Source organism: Pseudocolwellia sp. AS88 (assembly GCF_030551755.1).
In the GTDB taxonomy this organism is placed as follows: domain Bacteria; phylum Pseudomonadota; class Gammaproteobacteria; order Enterobacterales; family Alteromonadaceae; genus Pseudocolwellia.
Genome location: NZ_JAUPEC010000003.1, coordinates 84,610 through 103,350, shown reverse-complemented (window position 1 = coordinate 103,350; position 18,741 = coordinate 84,610). Strand labels below are relative to the sequence as shown.

General features: G+C 34.6%; 21 protein-coding genes. 9 read left to right on the top strand and 12 right to left on the bottom strand.

Annotation, left to right across the window (positions count from 1 at the left end; genetic code table 11):
- The first annotated feature begins 208 nt into the window (after positions 1-208).
- Positions 209-847 carry a phospholipid-binding protein MlaC gene (locus tag Q5N69_RS03325; protein WP_304367432.1) on the top strand — a complete coding sequence of 213 codons (639 nt, stop codon included), beginning with the start codon at positions 209-211 and terminating at the stop codon, positions 845-847.
- A gap of 28 nt (positions 848-875) precedes the next feature.
- Positions 876-1,745, top strand: coding sequence for a mechanosensitive ion channel family protein (locus Q5N69_RS03320; protein ID WP_304367431.1), 870 nt, complete (start codon positions 876-878; stop codon positions 1,743-1,745).
- 41 nt (positions 1,746-1,786) lie between these two features.
- Here Q5N69_RS03320 and Q5N69_RS03315 read toward each other — a convergent pair whose 3' ends face one another.
- The 4 genes from Q5N69_RS03315 to rimK all read right to left on the bottom strand — a co-directional run bounded on the left by Q5N69_RS03315 (position 1,787) and on the right by rimK (position 5,239).
- Positions 1,787-2,671 (bottom strand): mechanosensitive ion channel family protein, encoded by an 885-nt coding sequence (locus tag Q5N69_RS03315; RefSeq protein WP_304367430.1) that lies wholly within the window; start codon positions 2,669-2,671, stop codon positions 1,787-1,789.
- A 161-nt stretch (positions 2,672-2,832) separates the two neighbouring features.
- On the bottom strand, positions 2,833-3,261 hold the full coding sequence (locus tag Q5N69_RS03310; RefSeq protein ID WP_304367429.1) for a RimK/LysX family protein: 429 nt from the start codon (positions 3,259-3,261) through the stop codon (positions 2,833-2,835).
- A 14-nt stretch (positions 3,262-3,275) separates the two neighbouring features.
- The gene (locus Q5N69_RS03305; RefSeq protein ID WP_304367428.1) at positions 3,276-4,307 is read right to left on the bottom strand and encodes a succinylglutamate desuccinylase/aspartoacylase family protein; all 1,032 of its coding nucleotides are present in this window, start codon (positions 4,305-4,307) and stop codon (positions 3,276-3,278) included.
- A gap of 26 nt (positions 4,308-4,333) precedes the next feature.
- Positions 4,334-5,239, bottom strand: coding sequence for a 30S ribosomal protein S6--L-glutamate ligase (rimK, locus tag Q5N69_RS03300; protein ID WP_304367427.1), 906 nt, complete (start codon positions 5,237-5,239; stop codon positions 4,334-4,336).
- Between the two features lie 146 nt (positions 5,240-5,385).
- Between rimK and Q5N69_RS03295 the strand changes: the two genes are divergently transcribed.
- Entirely contained in the window at positions 5,386-6,234 is an 849-nt protein-coding gene (locus tag Q5N69_RS03295; protein WP_304367426.1) for a LysR family transcriptional regulator, read from the top strand.
- 104 nt (positions 6,235-6,338) lie between these two features.
- Here the strand turns inward: Q5N69_RS03295 and Q5N69_RS03290 are convergent, their stop codons facing one another.
- The 3 genes from Q5N69_RS03290 to Q5N69_RS03280 are packed head-to-tail and all read right to left on the bottom strand — an operon-like array spanning position 6,339 to position 9,076.
- On the bottom strand, positions 6,339-7,220 hold the full coding sequence (locus Q5N69_RS03290) for a mechanosensitive ion channel family protein (protein WP_304367425.1): 882 nt from the start codon (positions 7,218-7,220) through the stop codon (positions 6,339-6,341).
- A gap of 8 nt (positions 7,221-7,228) precedes the next feature.
- Positions 7,229-8,017 (bottom strand): hypothetical protein, encoded by a 789-nt coding sequence (locus tag Q5N69_RS03285; protein WP_304367424.1) that lies wholly within the window; start codon positions 8,015-8,017, stop codon positions 7,229-7,231.
- Between the two features lie 24 nt (positions 8,018-8,041).
- The gene (locus Q5N69_RS03280; RefSeq protein ID WP_304367423.1) at positions 8,042-9,076 is read right to left on the bottom strand and encodes a DUF21 domain-containing protein; all 1,035 of its coding nucleotides are present in this window, start codon (positions 9,074-9,076) and stop codon (positions 8,042-8,044) included.
- 209 nt (positions 9,077-9,285) lie between these two features.
- Here Q5N69_RS03280 and Q5N69_RS03275 point away from each other — a divergent pair, with 209 nt between their 5' ends.
- From Q5N69_RS03275 to Q5N69_RS03265, 3 genes are all read left to right on the top strand, one after another.
- Positions 9,286-10,254 (top strand): magnesium transporter CorA family protein, encoded by a 969-nt coding sequence (locus Q5N69_RS03275; protein ID WP_304367422.1) that lies wholly within the window; start codon positions 9,286-9,288, stop codon positions 10,252-10,254.
- The gene (locus tag Q5N69_RS03270) at positions 10,245-10,697 is read left to right on the top strand and encodes a hypothetical protein (protein ID WP_304367421.1); all 453 of its coding nucleotides are present in this window, start codon (positions 10,245-10,247) and stop codon (positions 10,695-10,697) included. Before Q5N69_RS03275 ends, Q5N69_RS03270 begins: the two co-directional genes overlap by 10 nt.
- 123 nt (positions 10,698-10,820) lie before the next feature.
- Positions 10,821-11,672 carry a universal stress protein gene (locus tag Q5N69_RS03265; RefSeq protein ID WP_304367420.1) on the top strand — a complete coding sequence of 284 codons (852 nt, stop codon included), beginning with the start codon at positions 10,821-10,823 and terminating at the stop codon, positions 11,670-11,672.
- A 100-nt stretch (positions 11,673-11,772) separates the two neighbouring features.
- On the opposite strand, the gene Q5N69_RS03260 is transcribed toward Q5N69_RS03265, so the two are convergent.
- The 4 genes from Q5N69_RS03260 to Q5N69_RS03245 all read right to left on the bottom strand — a co-directional run bounded on the left by Q5N69_RS03260 (position 11,773) and on the right by Q5N69_RS03245 (position 14,278).
- A complete protein-coding gene (locus tag Q5N69_RS03260) occupies positions 11,773-12,015 on the bottom strand; it encodes a hypothetical protein (protein WP_304367419.1) in 243 nt (80 codons plus the stop codon).
- Between the two features lie 28 nt (positions 12,016-12,043).
- The gene (locus tag Q5N69_RS03255) at positions 12,044-12,274 is read right to left on the bottom strand and encodes a hypothetical protein (protein WP_304367418.1); all 231 of its coding nucleotides are present in this window, start codon (positions 12,272-12,274) and stop codon (positions 12,044-12,046) included.
- 400 nt (positions 12,275-12,674) lie between these two features.
- Positions 12,675-12,902 carry a hypothetical protein gene (locus tag Q5N69_RS03250; RefSeq protein WP_304367417.1) on the bottom strand — a complete coding sequence of 76 codons (228 nt, stop codon included), beginning with the start codon at positions 12,900-12,902 and terminating at the stop codon, positions 12,675-12,677.
- A 29-nt stretch (positions 12,903-12,931) separates the two neighbouring features.
- A complete protein-coding gene (locus tag Q5N69_RS03245; protein WP_304367416.1) occupies positions 12,932-14,278 on the bottom strand; it encodes a magnesium transporter in 1,347 nt (448 codons plus the stop codon).
- Positions 14,279-14,408: 130 nt separating this feature from the next.
- On the opposite strand from Q5N69_RS03245, the gene Q5N69_RS03240 reads away from it, so the two are divergent.
- Positions 14,409-14,891, top strand: coding sequence for a DUF1353 domain-containing protein (locus Q5N69_RS03240; protein WP_304367415.1), 483 nt, complete (start codon positions 14,409-14,411; stop codon positions 14,889-14,891).
- An 81-nt stretch (positions 14,892-14,972) separates the two neighbouring features.
- Here the strand turns inward: Q5N69_RS03240 and Q5N69_RS03235 are convergent, their stop codons facing one another.
- Positions 14,973-15,866: an acyltransferase gene (locus Q5N69_RS03235; RefSeq protein WP_304367414.1), complete on the bottom strand. Its 894-nt coding sequence runs from the start codon at positions 15,864-15,866 to the stop codon at positions 14,973-14,975.
- 469 nt (positions 15,867-16,335) lie between these two features.
- Between Q5N69_RS03235 and proB the strand changes: the two genes are divergently transcribed.
- Together proB and Q5N69_RS03225 are read left to right on the top strand one after the other, a co-directional pair.
- Positions 16,336-17,439 carry a glutamate 5-kinase gene (gene proB, locus Q5N69_RS03230; RefSeq protein ID WP_304367413.1) on the top strand — a complete coding sequence of 368 codons (1,104 nt, stop codon included), beginning with the start codon at positions 16,336-16,338 and terminating at the stop codon, positions 17,437-17,439.
- 34 nt (positions 17,440-17,473) lie between these two features.
- On the top strand, positions 17,474-18,736 hold the full coding sequence (locus Q5N69_RS03225) for a glutamate-5-semialdehyde dehydrogenase (protein WP_304367412.1): 1,263 nt from the start codon (positions 17,474-17,476) through the stop codon (positions 18,734-18,736).
- Positions 18,737-18,741: the final 5 nt, after the last annotated feature.

The window sequence follows — 18,741 nt, the reverse complement described above, 5'->3', positions numbered from 1 at the left end:
TAAGTTACGATTATTCTGTCTACATCGCGCGCGTGATCACATATCCTAACCTTAACTATGCAGCCTTGTATAAATATAATTTTTAAGCATTTGTAACAATTAAGGTTTAATCATTTTTTTTGATGGCACTAAGAAATTTATTACGCTTGCTTGTTTCCATACTAAGCATACAATCACCTCAGTTTTATACACTATTGAATGAAGTAAAATGAAAAAGTCATCGAAAAAGAATGTCGACATCTTTGTTATTCTGTTTATTGCATTAAGTTTACTCATAGCGAATATGGCTATGGCTTCAGCAGATGATGCAGAAAGTAAGGTTAAACAAGTATTTGAACAGATAGAGTCTTCTCTAACAAATTTGAAAACCACAAACCAATTTACTAAAAGTAATATTAGAGACGAGTTAAATAAATCTCTTCTACCTGAAGTAAATATTAAATTTTTTAGTAGTAAGGTATTAAGTAAAAACTTACAAAAAGTGCCAGAAGAACTTCGTGAAGAATTCAGTACTGAATTATCAAAGCAGTTAATTAATACTTACAGCAATATGTTAAGTAAATATGACAATGAAAAGATAACAATTGGCCAAGGAAGCTTGTCAAAAAGTGGAAAAATTGCCATGGTTAATGTCACAATAGTTGGTGAATCAGCAACAAATAAAGCCGTTGTTAAACTATTAAAGTCAAATGAAGATGTTTGGCAGTTTTTTGATATTGTTGTTGAAGGGATCAGCTTACTTGACAGTAAACAAGCAGAGATAAACTCAAGCTTCAATAAATTAGGTGCAGAAGGCACGCTGCAACGCATAAAAGAATTAAATATTCGAAGTATTAATGCTTCATAAAATAAAGAGAAGGAATTAAGAAATTATTATGAACTGGTTATACGACACGTTCAATTCAACAGAAATATCAGGTCTACTATCAAACAATAAAACTGTCGTTACCGTCACGTTTATTTTTGTTTTCTTTCTGGTGAAATATTTCATCATTAAGTTAATAAAAACCAAGTCTAAACAAAATAAAAGATTACAAATTAATATGGTAAATAACCTATTTACCTTATTAATGATTATTGCCATTTTCAATATTTGGTCTGAAGAAATACAGAAGTTTGCGTTTTCGATTGCTGCTTTTATTGTGGCTATTGTTTTAGCAACAAGAGAGTTTATTCAATGCTTTATTGGTTTTGTCTACATACTTTCAAGTCGACCTTTTAGAGTAGGTGATTGGATACAGGTAGGTAATTACTATGGCGAAGTTCACTCCACCGATTGGGCTAAACTCACGCTACTAGAAATTGATAAAGACGAATACCAGTACACAGGTAAAACGCTGTATTTACCTAATAGCCAATTAATAACGTCAATCATCAAGAATTTAAACTTCTTAAAACGCTATGCGATGCATCATTTTACTATTGTGCGTGATGACAGTGTTAACCCTTATGAATTTTTAGATGAATTAAATACTAATGCCCATACTTACTGTAAAGACTTTAGAGATGTAGCCATTCGTTATAACCAACTCATAGAAAACAGACTAGGTATTAACATTGCGGGGCCAGATCCTCACATACAAGTAGCAACGTCTGATATAGGTAATACGCAGGTATTGTTTACTGTGTTTTGTCCAACAGATAAAGCATTAGAAATTGAACAAAAGCTAACGTCTGACTTTATGACATTATGGTTCAAACATAAAGCTAGCATGCCTGTTTACTGCTCGCTAGAAAAGAAATAATAACTAAGGTATCCGACACCTATAAGGTGTCGGACACTTGATTATTCAGACTTGTTTCTCATCAAAGTAATCGCACCATCAAGATGTATATCTCTTTGTGGGAAGGCAATAACAATATTATTTTCTTCAAATAACTCATCTAATCTGAAACGTATATTACTTCGAGTAACACGTAAACCACCTTCAACGCTTGATTGAATCCAATAAGTTACTTCAAATACTAATGAGTTATCACCAAAGTCTTCAAAGGTAACTAAAGGTTTTGGGTCTTTTAGAATAGCTTCTTCTTCATCTGCAGCTTGGGCAATAAGCTCTGCCACTTTCTTAGCTGGAGAACCATACGCAACACCTACTTTAACTGAAGTTCGAACCAATTTGTCCACCAAAGTCCAGTTAACCACCGTGTTTTCAAGCAGCTTACTGTTTGGAATTAACAAATGAACACCGTCAACTCTGCGTATTCTGGTGGAGCGCGTATTAATTTGTTCAACGGTTCCTTTTGAATCCTCAACTTCAAGAAAATCACCTATTCGAATAGGCTTTTCCCACATGAGAATCCAACCGCTAATAAAGTTATTAATAATATTCTGAGCACCAAAACCAAAGCCAATAGCTATAGCACCAGATAAGAAGGCAAATGCGGTAATAGGGACATTAATCATATCCAGAGCGGTTATGGTTAAAATGGCAATAGCAATAACGTATAAAATACGCTGTAACAGATGAATGATATTTGGATCAGTTTTATTCTTAACTAAGCGTTTGGTAATTAATTTAATTCCCCAACTTGTTAGCATATAACCAACAATCAAAAACAAAGGGATCATCAACAAACCGCCCAAGGTGATAGGTTGCTGTGAAACAGTGAACACTTTTAACGCTAAAAGTGCTTTTACACTCGCAATGTCCCAATTAAAATCTATCATTAAACCTCACTTTGTTACTTATCTAAAATTAGGCGTACCTAGTTATCTATATTTTTTACAATGTAAGCTGGCTGTTACTCGTAGTTAATTTTCAATAACAGCCCTAACTCTTAAACCTAATATATAATAGATGGATAGGAACGCTTTATAATTTAAAGAATTTATTTAGAGCCAACAAACACTTTTGAAGGATCAACCAAAAATCTTTTACCTATGGCTTCGCGCCCGAACAACATTAAATAACTCATATCAGAACGGTCTGTTAAAGTTATTTCAATTGACCAAGACTCACTACCTAATGTAACTGGCGTTTCAATAACATAGCGTTGCTCTGCCGTACCATTAGAAGACTTAATCTTACGTATATCGCTTATCGGCGCAGTACAACTAACAATACGATCAACATTATGTGAGTCAGGGTGGATATCGAACGTCACACTATGTACACCGTCAATTAAAGTTTTTTTAATATTATCAACATGTAAAGATGAAGTCTTTGCGCCAGTATCAACTCTAACTTGTAAAGCATCTATACCTAACTCAGGCAACCCAATCGATTCTAGTCGACCAATAACTACTTTGTTTTTCATACACTTTAACCTTTCTAAATATTACTGTAGTGATTTTCAGGTATCAGTTGTTCATGTACGTTTTCAATATGATCCGCTATTGCTTCATCATTTTCGCTAAAGTACGCAATATGGAACATGGCTTCACCTTCTTGTACTAATGGAATGTTTTGTTTTCCAATTAAAATACCTGAACGTGGCGCTACTACCGAATTAATCACTTCACCATAAGGGCTACCAATTTCAGCTAATACTTCGCCTTTAGTAATTTGATCACCCAAGTTTACTTTGTTATTTACTATACCACTCGCATTAGCACGAGCCCATTGACTACCATTGGCAATAAATGGAGCTATCTTTTTCTTTTTAGTTGCAACAGCTTTTCGAGTCATACCTAAATGTTGTAAAACATTTAGAACACCTTTCATACCTGCACGAATAGAAAACTCATCAAAACGTAATGCTTCGCCAGCTTCATATAACAAAATTCTAGTTTCATTTTTAACAGCTGACTCTCTTAATGAGCCATCCACTAAATTTGAATTTAATATAACAGGCACACCAAACACTTCTGCTAATTCTTTTGTTTCTTCGTCTGACATATCCGCTCTTATTTGCGGTAAGTTAGAACGATGAATAGCTCCGGTATGTAAATCAATACCATAATCACAGTGCTTCACAATTTCGTTCAAAAAAATGTGTGCAACTCGGCCTGCTAATGAACCTTTAGCTGAGCCAGGAAAGCAACGATTAAGATCGCGACGATCAGGCATATATCTGCTTTGATTTACCACACCATAAACATTAACCATAGGCACAGCAATCACTGTACCTTTAGTAATTTTAAACTTCTTCTGGTTAATTAAACGTCGAATAATTTCAATACCATTCAACTCATCACCATGTACAGCCGCACTAATAAAAATAGTAGGGCCAGGTTTTTTAGCGCGAATAATATGCACCGGTAATGAAACGCTAGCATCGGTATATAACTTAGCCACGGGCAAGTCTATTTTGCGTTGCTCACCGGGTGAAATTTCAAAATCGCCTATACGTAATTTATCCATAGTATTTCCTGAAAATGTTTCCTAAATTAGCCTGTACCAACAGTCTTATTGCTGTTTGGCTTTGCATTTTTTACTAAAAATTCAATAACAATTGCAGCAACATCTTTACCTGTTGCTTTTTCAATACCTTCTAAGCCTGGTGAAGAGTTAACTTCCATCACCATTGGACCATTTTGTGAGCGAAGTAAATCTACACCACATAAATTTAATCCCATGACTTTTGCTGCATTAACCGCTGTTTCGCGTTCTTCTTTAGTTAATTTAACAACTTCAGCAGAACCACCACGATGTAAGTTAGAACGGAACTCACCTTCAGCCCCTTGACGCTTCATCGCCGCAACAACTTTACCACCAACAACCAAACAACGAATATCAGCACCGCCCGCTTCTTTAACAAACTCTTGTACCAAGATGTTCGCTTTTAAGCCCATAAATGCTTCAATAATAGCTTCAGCTGTTTTAGCCGTGTCAGCAAGTACAACACCAATACCTTGAGTACCTTCTAATAATTTAATAACAACAGGAGCGCCGCCCACATTTTTAATTAAATCTTTGATGTTATCAGGCTTACTTGCAAAACCTGTTCTTGGTAAGCCAATGCCTTTACGAGACAATAATTGTAAAGAACGTAACTTATCGCGAGAACGGCTAATTGCAACAGATTCGTTGATGTTAAACGTGCCCATCATTTCAAATTGTCTAGCTACGGCTGTACCATAAAAAGTTACAGACGCACCAATACGTGGAATAATCGCATCGTATTGAGGTAATTCTTTACCGTGGTAACGCACAGTAGAGCGACTACTTGTAATATCCATGTAGCAATGCAATGTGTCGATAACATCAACTTCATGTCCTAATGCTTCACCTGCTTCTTTCAAGCGGCGAGTTGAGTACAAGTTTGGGTTTCTTGATAAAATAGCGATTTTCATAATAATGCCTTTTGTTATTACTTTCTCGTTTAAAAGTAATGTAAAAATATGAGCAAAGTGTATAGTTCAACAGGAAAACAATAAAACGCTATATTTTGATGTGTTCAAACAAAAAAAGTGATTACACGGTGATTTGGGAATAAAAAATGAAGATTGAGCTATTAAAAACCTTCTTAGAAGTCAGTAGAACCTTACATTTTAGGATTGCTTCTGAAAATTTATTTATTACTCAATCGGCGGTAAGTGCTCGAATTAAATTACTCGAAGATGATCTTGGCGTTTTATTATTTGACCGTAGCCAAAAACATTTAAAGCTTACACCTGAAGGCAACCGCTTAATTAAGCATGCCAACGAACTGCTTTTTATGTGGCAGAAAACCAAACAAGATGTTGGCATTGCTGACAGCGATTCACATCAACTTGTGATTGGTGCCATGATGTCGATTTGGGATATTGTTTTACAGGACTGGCTGAAGAAGATTCACCGTAACCTTGATGATGTAAGTCTACTCACTAACACTTATGCACCTTCAGAGTTAAGAAAAAGTCTACTTAGTCGCGTTATCGATATCGCTTTCTTTTTTGAACCCCCTTTTGTTGAAGATCTTATCTCAGAAAAAGTTGCAACTGTTCCGCTACATTTAGTCACTACAGATCCTGAAGCAACAACAGAAAAGTATTCATTAGATAACTATATTATGGTGGATTACGGCGAGTCGGTTAATGCTCAACACAGACGAGAGTTTCAAGATGCTCCACCTGCTAAACATTTTATGAGCCAACCACGTATTGCCCTAAATTTCTTATTAGATGCTGGTGGTAGTGCTTATTTGCCGAAACAAATGACCTTCGAATATACTGAAAAAAACAAGTTGTTTCTTGTAGAAAACGCTCCCGTTTATTCAAGGGAAATTTTTGCTTCATACTTAGCTAAAAGCCAAAAAGTCGATATTATTGAGCAAACTCTAAGATTATTTCCGTATGTAAAAATATAGGTTTAAACAAGCCTTAGTTAAATGTTCATACACGCTCTAAATCACTTGTTAAAATTATTTAGAACGTATCAATATTGTTATCCGCACTTAACTTAGTTTATTAACTATAGCTTCCTATCAAGTTCATCTTGTATTTCTTTAGCGGCTTTATCGTCAGCAAAAGAAATTGGGAAAGGTGCCGTTTTTGTTCCTGAGTGTAAAGAAATATGCGGGAACGGAATTTCTATATTTTCTTTATCAAAAGCATTTTTTATTTGCTCATACATACTATTTTTCAGCTCCAGAAAGTTCTCTCGTTTAGCCCAAACAGAAAACTGTAAAGATAACGATGAATCTTCAAAACCTTGAAAAATATAAAGAGGTTTAGGTTCTTCTAAACAAAGTGGATTATTAAACGCAACCTTCTCTAATACCCTTTTAACTAAGGCAATATCTTCTTTGTAAGCGACACCAATTTTCATGTCGGCGCGGCGAATAGGAAACTTAGACAAAGTAGTAACTTCTGACTTAATTAATGACTCGTTAGGTAAGCGCACAAATAAATTGTCGAATGTTCGTATTTTTACTGAAAGTAAATCAATAGAAAGTACTTCACCTGTGGTACTTCCCACTCTGATCACATCACCTATTACAAACGATCGTTCAGCCATTAAAAATATGCCGCTAATAAAGTTAGAAGCCGATGTTTGTGAAGCAAAACCAACAGCAACAGTTAATACGCTAGCAGCACCAAGCAATACACTTAAATTAAAACCTAATTCTAAAAGAGCTGAAAATATGAAAAGCACAAAAATTAAATAAAATGCGCCTTTTTGTATTGTTCGGCTGGTGCTAGATGTAAAAACTTTTTTCAGAAACTGCAAACTAAAACGACTAACAAGCTTTGCCACAACATAGCCAACAAGTAATAAAATCGACGCTCGAAATAATTTAACCAAAATATCAGAGTTAATTAATTCTGTAAGGTATAACCACATTTCATTCATATTGTTTCCTAACTAAAAATGGCACTAAAAGCTCGAATTAACTGCCCATGATTAAACGCCACTCTTGGTCCATTAACCAATTCAGAATCTGCAGGTGGCGCACCTAATTTTAACTTAGCGAAATCACCATCGTTTTCCCTGATCAAGGAAACATTTTGTGTATAAAGTTGACCATTTTCAGTATTAAATAATGACAAAGAAGGTACCGGCAAAGCAACACGCTCAAAAACCAAATCGTTATCCGCTTGGTTCTCAATAAACAAAGGAGTTATCGCGCGTTGGGTTCTAAAAGGTAATTTTTCAGCTTCTAGTCGACCTATGGTTTGGCTGGCATAACAGAGTTCACCTTCCATAGTGGAAGAACCAAACCAAGTATCAGACAAACGCTGTGTAGCCACTTCTTTTAATAACGTAAAGTTAAGGTCTCGCAAACCTATAGTTAACCAAAGTGGCGTACTTAAATATAATGTAATGCTAGAACCCGGTAAAATAGTGATGGGAGATTTAGCTCTACATACAACATTACGATCAGCCAAGCTAGGTCTTATTTCTAGCGTATCGCTGTCGCCATGTACGATATGTCGACTTAAATCACCACTATTAACGGGCGAAAATTCACCAATAAGTTTGTTAAACTTGTTATCAACCAATTCAACATCTAAGGTTGCATCTCTTTTTACATGGATACACCATTCTTTAGCTTTGTGTTCTATTGCTAAAAAGAAGGTTGCACTGTTTAACAAAAAGCTATTTTTCTCTGGAACGGTTTCCGTTCCCCACCATGGTTCTTTTTGCATTCTATTACCAGTTTGTCTTTTAATTTAAAGAAGGCTTGGCTCTTGTGGCTGCATACCTTTTAATAGTAGACCAAAAATGTCTGCACCCGTTATGATCCGTTTATTCTCGCCCCAAACAAGTAATACATCACGTTCAATAACACCATCAAACGACTGATCAGTAGACTCGCTCATTTTTAATTTCAAAATAGCGGTGTTCAACATAGTTGATTCGTCAGTGATAATGGTTGGACGATGACAATGTTTATAAGGATCAAACGTTGATTGTTCAAAACAAGCATCTCGTAAGAAGCCATCAGAATCAACAACGATTAAAGGTTCGCCTTCTTCATTTGTTAACACAACCCAACGGTGACCGGATTTATTTAATCGTTTCAAAAATTCATTGTCTACGCCCGAACTAATATCAGGAATAATAGGTAAGTCCATCTTAGTTGGTAATGCGATGATTGAATCGGGATCAATCACTTCGCCTTCTTCAGCCACAGAAATTTTGTCTAATTTGAAAAAATTTAAAGCACCTGTACCTTCAATGTGATTAATATCAGTTTCTTCTGACTCGATGTGTTTGCGAATAATGCTACTTAATTCACTCTCAGCTAGATAAGTAATACCTTCTTTACCTAACCAGGCATCAAGAATCAAAGCCGTAGGTTTAGCTACCGGATAGAATAGTATTTGATAAAACTTAATAACTGGCGACAACATACTACCCATTTTTAACGCATTACGAGAGAAGTATGCTTGTGGTGTGATCTCACCAATAACAGTAATCGCAATAGTGGAAAATAGGAACGCACTAATACCTGCCAGCGCAGAGTCTGACAATAATGTGAGTAATACGTTAATACCAACATTACCCCACAAAATGGTGGTTAATAAAAAATTAGAATCATTTCTTAATGCTAAAACTTTCTCGGCAGCTTTATTCCCTTTTGCAGATTCAACTTCAAGCTGTAATCGGCTTAACGAAAACAAGGCTATATTTAACCCTGAAAAAATAGCTGATTGTGAGATACAAACCACAATAGCCACCCATACAAATATATCTAAAGACATGCATTCACCGAATTAATTAATGTTAAATTTAAAAGCTTAGTTTTAAGCGGAGTTTATAGACATAATATAGGTAAAGATAATCAATTATTTTAAATGTGCTAACCAAAATTATTGATCGAACTGTTTATTTTATATCTTTATTTTATATCTTTATTTATCTGATATTATCTAACGTTAATGAATCCAAATACTGTAACAAAGAGATATCAATGATAAAATGCATGCTTTTAAAAGCTGACAAAACTTCCCTTTACGGGGCTGAAGAGCTCATTGAAACATGGAATCAAGATCCTACATCTTTTTTATGGATAGATATGGATTCCCATGATCCTGAGCAAGAACGTAAGTTAATGCAAAAAATGGGTTGCCATCCGTTAGCAATAAAAGATGCTCAAAGAGAGCGTCATCCACCAAAAATAGAGTTATTTAAGAATTATATCTTTATGCTCTACAGAGGAATTTACCAACCTCAAGACGATTTACTGTTTGAACACTTACAAATTAGCATGTTTGTTGGCAAAAATATTTTAATAACCAGTCATGCCAAAAAATCTATGTCTATCGACAACTTATTTAGTGCTGAAGGCGAGAAATACTTATCTAAAAGTCCAATCACCTTAGCGTTAAGAATTTTCCATTTCAGTTGTGGTATTTACCTGCAAAAGCTATTTGAATTTGAAGAAAAGCTAGAAAGTATAGAAGACAAATTTCAACTAGGTGGCGACGACAAAATGATGCAAGAAATCACCTTGTATCGTTCAAGACTCACCAAATTAAAAAGAACCTTTAGCTATCACAGCAATATAGGTAGCGAGTTAAAAATATTGGTGACCGATGACACCGACATTATTAACCAAGCCGAATTACACACAGTTATTGATGTACATGAAAGAATTGAACGTTTACTTAGTTTATCGCAAATGCATTACGATATTTGTAGCGACTTAATTAATGGTTACCTCTCAATAACGTCACACCAACTAAATGAGACTATGCGAGTATTAACAGTTATTACCGCAATATTTATCCCGTTAGGATTTTTAGCTGGTTTATACGGAATGAACTTTGAATATATACCTGAACTAAAAATAAGTCATGGCTACTTTTATTTGCTTGGTTTTATGGGGTTCATCGCAACGGCACTCATTTTATTATTTAAGAAGAAGAAATGGCTTTAGTTTCAGAAGCACCATCAGCAGTAAGGGTGCGTCATCATATTAGCATCATACTTTTAACCTGCATCATTCTTGCTGCAGGTTATCATTTTTCAATGATTAATTTTCTTGATACTGAGTGGTTATCACGCTCAGGCAGCTTAGTTGTCGTGCTTGGCATATTGTCTGGATTTTCAGGGATTATCCAAGAAAGAATACTCTTAAGCCGTTTAGAAATGCGCAAGCGTATTGCTTTATTACAAAAACGGAAAAAACTAAGACTATTAAAAGTAGAACGAGAATTTGTTGAAAAAGAACTCGAAAGTATCGAAACTGATTTCGCAGAACAAGCGAGTGAGTTAACACAATCAATCAAATTTAGTGTTGGTCTTATTGAAGGGGTTTTACTTATGTTTGGCACTGTTGTTTGGGGTTTTGGTGATATTGCCTTAACTTTTTTACGCTAAACTATTTATATTCTATTTGCTTGAGTACCACTTTATTTTCGTACTTGCACGATCAGCTTAAAAATAATCAAAAAGCACATAAGTACGATATACTTAATTTAACCCCACAACGTGTAATTATTTATGATAACTGAACAACTTATTTGGTTTATTGATAGCCGATTTTATTACCAAAACACCTCGTTAGATAAAATTGTACAACTTGCTAACACCCATAAAAAAAATGTTAAAATCATTATTGATGCAAGCACACAATTAACCGGTCGAGGCTATTGGCATTTACTCGGTGACGATACTTTGTCGGACGAGCTAATGGTTTCTCTTGAAACTAAAAAAGCACAAATGTTGAAGTATTTTACTATGAACGCGATAAAAGCAGAGATTAGTATTCAACAATCGTCAGATTACTTGGTAAGTCTTAATGCGCAAATATCTGAGTGCAATAACGCGCTTGTTGTTATTGAAGATAATGCCGTTGCTAAGCGTCATCCAATATTTCAATTACTTACCGATATTAAAGCACCTGTACTACTTTTAAATAAAAAAGCATGGAAACATCCAATTAAAATGTTAGCGGCTGTAGATCCCTTACATGAACACGCAAGACCGGGCCAAATAGACGACGACATAGTGTTAGTCACAAAAAACTGGGCCAAAAACCTTGATGCAAGTTGGACCATAGCACATTGCTATTATGTTGCCTCAGTACTAACAACTTACAAAAATAAAGTTAAAGAAATGCACAGTGAAGGCTTTAGTGTTTTTGCTAAAAAAATGCGAATAGCGAACGAACAATGTGTTTTGTTAGAAGGCATACCTGAAGACGCTGTGACCAGTTACATCAAAAAGCATCACATTGATATTCTCACTTTAGGCATTGTTGCTAGAAATAAGCTAGAACAACTTTGGATAGGAAGCACAACAACAGCTTTATTAAGTGAACTGCCTTGTGATTTATTACTCATTAAAGAATAAATCAGCCACTTAAATCGAAGTTAATTAACACAAATAAAAAAGCTCAAATTAAATTAAATTAATAATTTGAGCTTTTACAAAAGTTATTGAGTTAACTTTATTAAGGTAATACTTTTACAGGTAAATAGTAAGCTTCTTCAAGTTCATCATTCACACATGTTAATAGATAAGCTTTCATTTCAACTTTAGACACTTCATCTTCTTGTGCGTATTCTTTGCATTGAGCAACTAAACTACTCACATAATCAGAAGGAGCTTCCATCAATTCAGCTTCGTTTTCAAAGGCAAAGGCTGCGCTTGAAGATAATGTTAGTAAAGCTAACGCTAAAATAGATTTTTTCATTTTTATTTTCATTCCAATAAGAATTAAATTACATTTCCCAATAGTTACTAAAAGAATTTAGTTGTCTATCAAGTGATCTTTTTTCATTAATTGAATCTAGCTTTTGTCTAATGTGGTATTTATTTTTTGCTGCTTTTTTAATAGCTTTTTTATTTCCAGAGCCATAAGCAATTTCAAAACCCGCAATACCCGACTCAAAATCGCTATCTTCATCAATTTCAACATCAGTATCAGTATCTTCGTAAATATCAATACTCATTTTCTTACCTTACCTAAAAATCAAAAGTTAATTTTTACAAGATAATGTTCTCTATTTTTAAAATTGGAAAGCGAAATATTTTCGTGTTTTCAATCGATTTTTTTTGTTAAACATTAATCCTATATAAAATAAAGAATCAAAAATAAGTATAAAAACAGTAAAGCATTGATTATTCTGTAAAATAAAAAATTAATTCATAATACTTATGAAAGCGTTGTTTTAGGTAACACATACAAATAAAACAGGTGTTTTCTACGTTTAGATAGTCTTTTCTTTTGTAGAAGGATTCACATTTTATCAAAAGCTTTGTAAGTGTGATGATATGAAAAATTTAAGTTATTTTTAAGGTGAAAAAGAGAAGTTCGGCGTTGCTACAGTAGAAAATTTATTATAGAAAACTTTAAATAATCAGTAACAAACAGCAAGCAGTTATAATAGCAAAATAAATAAATTTTCGACCTAAAGCTGAGTTTTTCTTTATTTGATCATTATGAGGAATGTGAATTTGTTTGATGATTTGAGCTTTATTTTTCCCCACACAATGCGGGCAAACAGAATATGAAACTTTATATTCTAGCCCACACTTCGTGCATTGCTGAGTAGGTTCTCTTGTGAATGATGTGATCATAAATTACACCTTCATACGACTAAAATTTCTTACAATAATAATAACGTTCCAACACCAAGGAAAGCGATGAAGCCGAATATATCCGTTACTGTTGTTAGTATTACAGCACCTGATAATGCTGGATCGATATTAAGTTTGTCTAATATCCAAGGCACCCAAACACCAGACAATGAAGCCACAAGGATGTTACCTAAAATAGCGATACAAATGGTTAACGACAACATAGGATTGTCGAACCATACATAAGTAATTAGTCCGATCACTGATGCCCATAAAATACCGTTTATGGTACCCACTTTAAGCTCTTTTTTAACAATAGCTTCTCGGTTCGATTCTGTAATTTGCCCTAAAGCTAAACCTCTAATAATCAGCGTAAGTGTTTGGCTACCTGAAATTCCTCCCATTGACGCAACTACAGGCATAAGCACGGCTAAAGCAACAACTTGTTGTAAGGTTGCTTCAAATAAACCAATAAACCATGAAGCTAAAAAGGCAGTAACTAAGTTAATACCTAACCAAATTGCGCGGTTTTTGCTACTTAGCCATACGCTTGAGAATAAATCTTCTTCGTCACTTAAACCTGCCGATTGCATTTCTTGGTTGTCTTTTATTTGTTGCTTAAATCGGTAAGCTGAATGTATATCTAAACGGCCAGTTAGATGTCCGTTTTCATCAATTACGGGTAATGCAGCCTTACCTGACAAAATAACTTCGTCAGCTGCTTCCTCTATATCTTTTATTGCTTCTAAAGCTTGAACAGGCTGATATTCAACATCAATTAACGGAGTATCGTTATCCATCATCAATAACTTATTAATGGCTATTTCACCTAATAGTTTTGATTCTTTATCAATAATATAAACAACGTCTACTAGAGTTTCTTGCTCTCTTGCACTGGTTTTTTTAGCAGATGACACTTTAAGATTTTGTGATATTTTTTTCTGATCAAAACTTTGCCAATGACCAACTTCATCATCAGAATAATCTTGCGCTTTTTTAAAGTGCTCCTGATGTTTGGCTGTCATTTTGTTTACAGCGTATTCGATAAAGTGATCACTTAGGTTTTCAGTGATCTCTAATAGGTCGTTGGCATCTAAGCGCTCAAATAATGGATAACAGGCTTCATCGTCCATCGAATTTAAAAGCATTTGCTTAGATTCGTTTTTCATTTCTAGAAAAACGTCTTGCTGAGTCTCGCAGCTAAATAAGGTCCATAAACTTAATCGAACATCTAACGGGAAAGCTTCTAATAAAATAGCGATGTGTTCAGGTAATAGCTCTTCTTCAATCTCAAGAGCAATATTCTTTAGTTCAACTTCATCTGTTTTTGATGCATCAATTCTTTCAATATATGCTGGTAATAATTCAATAGACATGTGTTTCCCTAAAGGTACTGTTCGATAAATTTTTTGATTAACGTGAATAAAATTTTGAGTTTTATTCATCTGGCTATTTAACTATAAAATGCGCCTATTCACTATTAATTAAAGTATAAATGTTATGGAAATGCCGAAATTACGGCCTTTAGCCATTAAAACACAAAAAAGAACCTTATTTTCTAAATTATGGCGTTTGATCTTTAATCGACGTCAATGGCAAGTAATTGAAGATTGGCATTATATTTTACCCAATAATCGACAAATTATAATTCCAAAAGGCTTTGTATTTGATGGTAGTTCATACCCCGCCATTATTTGGTTTTTATTTTCGCCTACAGGGTTATTGTTGATACCAGTAATGTTGCACGACTTTTGTTTCCGTTATAATTACTTTTGGGCGACTCATAACAATAAGATCTACAAACTTAAGATAGGTAATGGATTTTTCAGATGGTCAGCGTTAATTCGCGATGTGGGAATTGCTAGAAATGAGCTTTTTATCATCGATTATACTATTTGGCTTATTTGTATAAGTTTTGGCTGGATAAATTGGCTAGCTTTTCAAAAGAAAGATAAAAAAGAATTAAAGCCTGAAGGATTTGATAACTGAATGTTTTGGCTTGATAGGAACTAAATCTTTCATTACTTCCCTACATTGAATGTAGGGAAGCTAATCTATAAAAATTAACGGTTAATCTTTATCGCGCAGCAAAGAGAAGGTTTTATCTTTGTCTTCCCACATTTGATTAACATGTTTCTGAAAGCTAATTTTAAAGGCTCTATCGTTAAAGTAGTCGCCTTTTAGTTCATCAGATACATCACTTGTTTCTATTTTCACTTTAACTTTTTTTACGTTTCCGCAAGCAAAATCGTAAAAGCTTGGAATGCGTTCAGGATAAACAATGGTGATGTTAACAATTTTAGTTAAGTGCTCACCCATCGCATCTAATACAAAACCAATACCGCCAGCTTTTGGCTTTAATAAGTTTTGATAAGGAGAGTTTTGCTTCTTGTGTTTTTCAGGCGTAAAACGCGTGCCTTCAATAAAACTCATAACACTTACAGGTTTGTATTTAAATTTTTCACACGACTTACGTGTGGTTTTAATATCTTCACCTTTTAAGTGTGGGTTCTTTTTCAAAAAAGCTTGGCTGTGTCTTTTCATAAATGGGAAATCTAACGCCCACCAAGCTATACCTAGAAACGGTACATAGATAAGTTCTTTCTTTAAAAAGAATTTTAAAAATGGAATTTTACCGTGCAAAACACGTTGTAAAATTAAAATGTCTACCCAGCTTTGGTGATTACATAAAACTAAATACCACTCGCGCATACTTAAGTTATTTAAACCTTCAACTTCTATATCCACACGATAAAATAGTTTTTGATTTAACGTATTTACGGCAACCCAATTACTCGCCATTTGATCTAATAAATAGCTAAATACTGTACGAGAAGCTTTAAGAGGAATAAGGGCTTTTAGTAAAGAAAAGACAATAATAGGGATCAACCAAAACAATGTGTTGATGATATACAAACAAAAAGAAAAGAAACAAATAACAATAGATGGTAAAAAATTCAGCATAACCCTACTCGACACAATACCCTAAAATAAACTTTAAACGTTTGCGCTAAACAACAAAAAACCACAATCACTAATACTTTTAATAACTTAGCATTAAAACTAGTTATATATGAAATTCGATGCTTTCAGCGGATGGTTAGTTTATATAAAATTTATCTTTATAACCAACAATTCAAACATTAGCGCATAATATTTACGTGTTGCAAAAACATTCAAATAAAAAATAAGTCAGCTAATTTATCAATCAAAATCCATTAACCTTATTCTAAAATAGGTTTCTTAATCCATATATCGACTAAACGTATTGAAAAGAACAACTTTGTCTAAAGATCACTAAAATGTTCATTGCATATTTATACAGATTTCGTCATCCTAGGCTAGGAATTATATACTCTGAGCTTAAGTTTTATTTATTTTAAAAAGCTTACCGCCAGCGTTAATGATTTCAAATATCAATTCGGGAGAAGTAATGAAATTTAATCGCGCTGTAATTAAAGTTGGTAGTGCACTCGTCGCACCTGATAATAATGGATGTAGTGGTAAGCATATACTTGCTATCGCTCGTTTTATCACTGAGTGCAATAAAAGAGGTAAAGAAGTTATATTGGTTTCATCTGGTAGCGTTGCTGCTGGTCGTAAACTTATTCAGCATGGTTCTCCCGTCCCCTCTATTCCAACTAAACAAGCAATGGCTTCTGTCGGCCAAATGCAGATGATGGCAAACTGGCAACGTTTTTTTGATGTGCCTTGCAGCCAACTTCTTATTACTCATGGCGATCTAAAAGATCGAGAACGCTATATTAATATCAAAAATACATTACGTATTTTGCTTGAAAACAACATAATTCCTATCGTTAATGAAAACGATACTGTAGCAACCGAAGAGCTTAAAGTAGGCGACAATGACAACTTAGCCGCTTTAGTTGCCTTAGTCAGCGAAGCTGATTGTTTATTTATTTTAAGTGATATTAATGGCGTTTATGACAAAAACCCGAAAACAAATCCAGATGCGGTAATGCTGCCAGAGATTAAAGAAATTACACCTGAAATTTATGCAATGGCAGGTGCAACTAATAATCCTATTGCTACAGGTGGTATGAAAACCAAAATTCAAGCGGCTGAAAAGGCTGTAGAAAATGGTATAGAAACTTATATAATCAATGGTAGCGACAGTACAGTATTCGATAAATTACTTCATGGCGAAAACCCTGGTACACACTTTGTAGCAAAAGAAGGGGTAACAAAAGCCAAAAAGCACTGGTTAAAACATACTTTAAAAAGTAACGGACATGTTACCCTAGATAAAGGCGCGATTGACGCTGTTGTTAATAACGGCGCTTCACTATTACCATCGGGCATTAAAAGTATCTCTGGCGATTTTTCAGCAGGCGACTCCATCAATATTATTGATTTTGATTCCAAACAAATCGTCGCAAAGGGGATCTGCCAATACGGCTATCGCGATTTAGCGCGCATTCAAGGTAAAAATAGCGACCAAATTCAAGACATTCTTGGATTTCGTACAAGTAAGGTTGTTATTCATCGTGACGATATGGTCGTTTTATCTAAGTAACATTTACATTCAGAATTCATACAAGGTATAAATGATGAGCACTTCAACAAATTTTAATATGGCTGAAATGGCTACCTTAGCAAAGGTAGCAAGCAGAGATGTAGCACAATTAACCACTACACAAAAAAATCAGTTATTAACTGCAATGGCTAGTGAAATAGAAGCACAAAGCCAATTTATTATAGACGAAAACAAAAAAGACATTGATGCTGGCAGAGCTAAAGGCTTAGCTGACGCAATGCTAGACCGACTTCTACTTACTCCACAACGTATTGTTGATATTGCCGATGCGATTCGTGAAATTGTAACGCTACAAGATCCTGTGGGTGATATTAGTAACTTATCGTTACGTCCTAATGGTATGCAAGTAGGTAAAATGCGTATTCCTTTAGGTGTTATTTCAATGATTTATGAAGCACGCCCTAACGTAACAGCTGAATCAGCAGCTTTATGTATTAAGTCAGGCAACGCTGTTATTTTACGTGGTGGCTCAGAAGCTATTCATAGTAACTTAGCACTAGCTAACTGCTTACATAAAACCATGGAAGCTAATGGCATCAATAAGAACATTGTATCGGTTATTCCTGATACAAGCCGTGCTGTTATCGAAGAGTTATTAAAGCAACGTGACACTATAGATTTAGTTATTCCACGTGGTGGTGAAGGGCTTATTCGTTACGTTACAGAACATAGTCAAATCCCTGTAATTCAGCATTTTAAAGGTGTTTGTCATTTGTTTATTGATAAGTTTGCTGATTTAGATAAAGCAGTGAATATTTTAGTGAATGGTAAAACGCAACGACCTAGCGCTTGTAACTCGCTTGAAACCGTTTTAGTTCATAAAGACATCGCTGAACAGTTTTTACCTTTGGCTGCACTAGCACTTAAACCAGCAGGCGTTAAAGTACATGCTTGTGAGCAAAGTATGAAATATTTTGATGATGCTGAACTAGCGACTGAAGACGATTTCCATGCAGAATATTTAGCTCAAGAAATTGCCGTTAAAATAATAGATGGTTTCGACAGCGCAATTAACCATATTAATGAATACACCTCAGATCATACTGAAGTTATCATCACGCAAGACATCAGCCGTAGCCAACAATTTATCAGACAAATTAACTCGTCTGTTGTTATGGTAAACGCATCATCACGCTTTTCAGATGGCGGTCAGTTAGGTTTGGGTTCTGAGATTGGTATTTCTACTAGTAAGCTTCACGCTTATGGCCCTATGGGTTTATCATCTTTAACCACAGAGAAATTTGTGGTTTATGGTGACGGACAAGTAAGAGACTAACATTT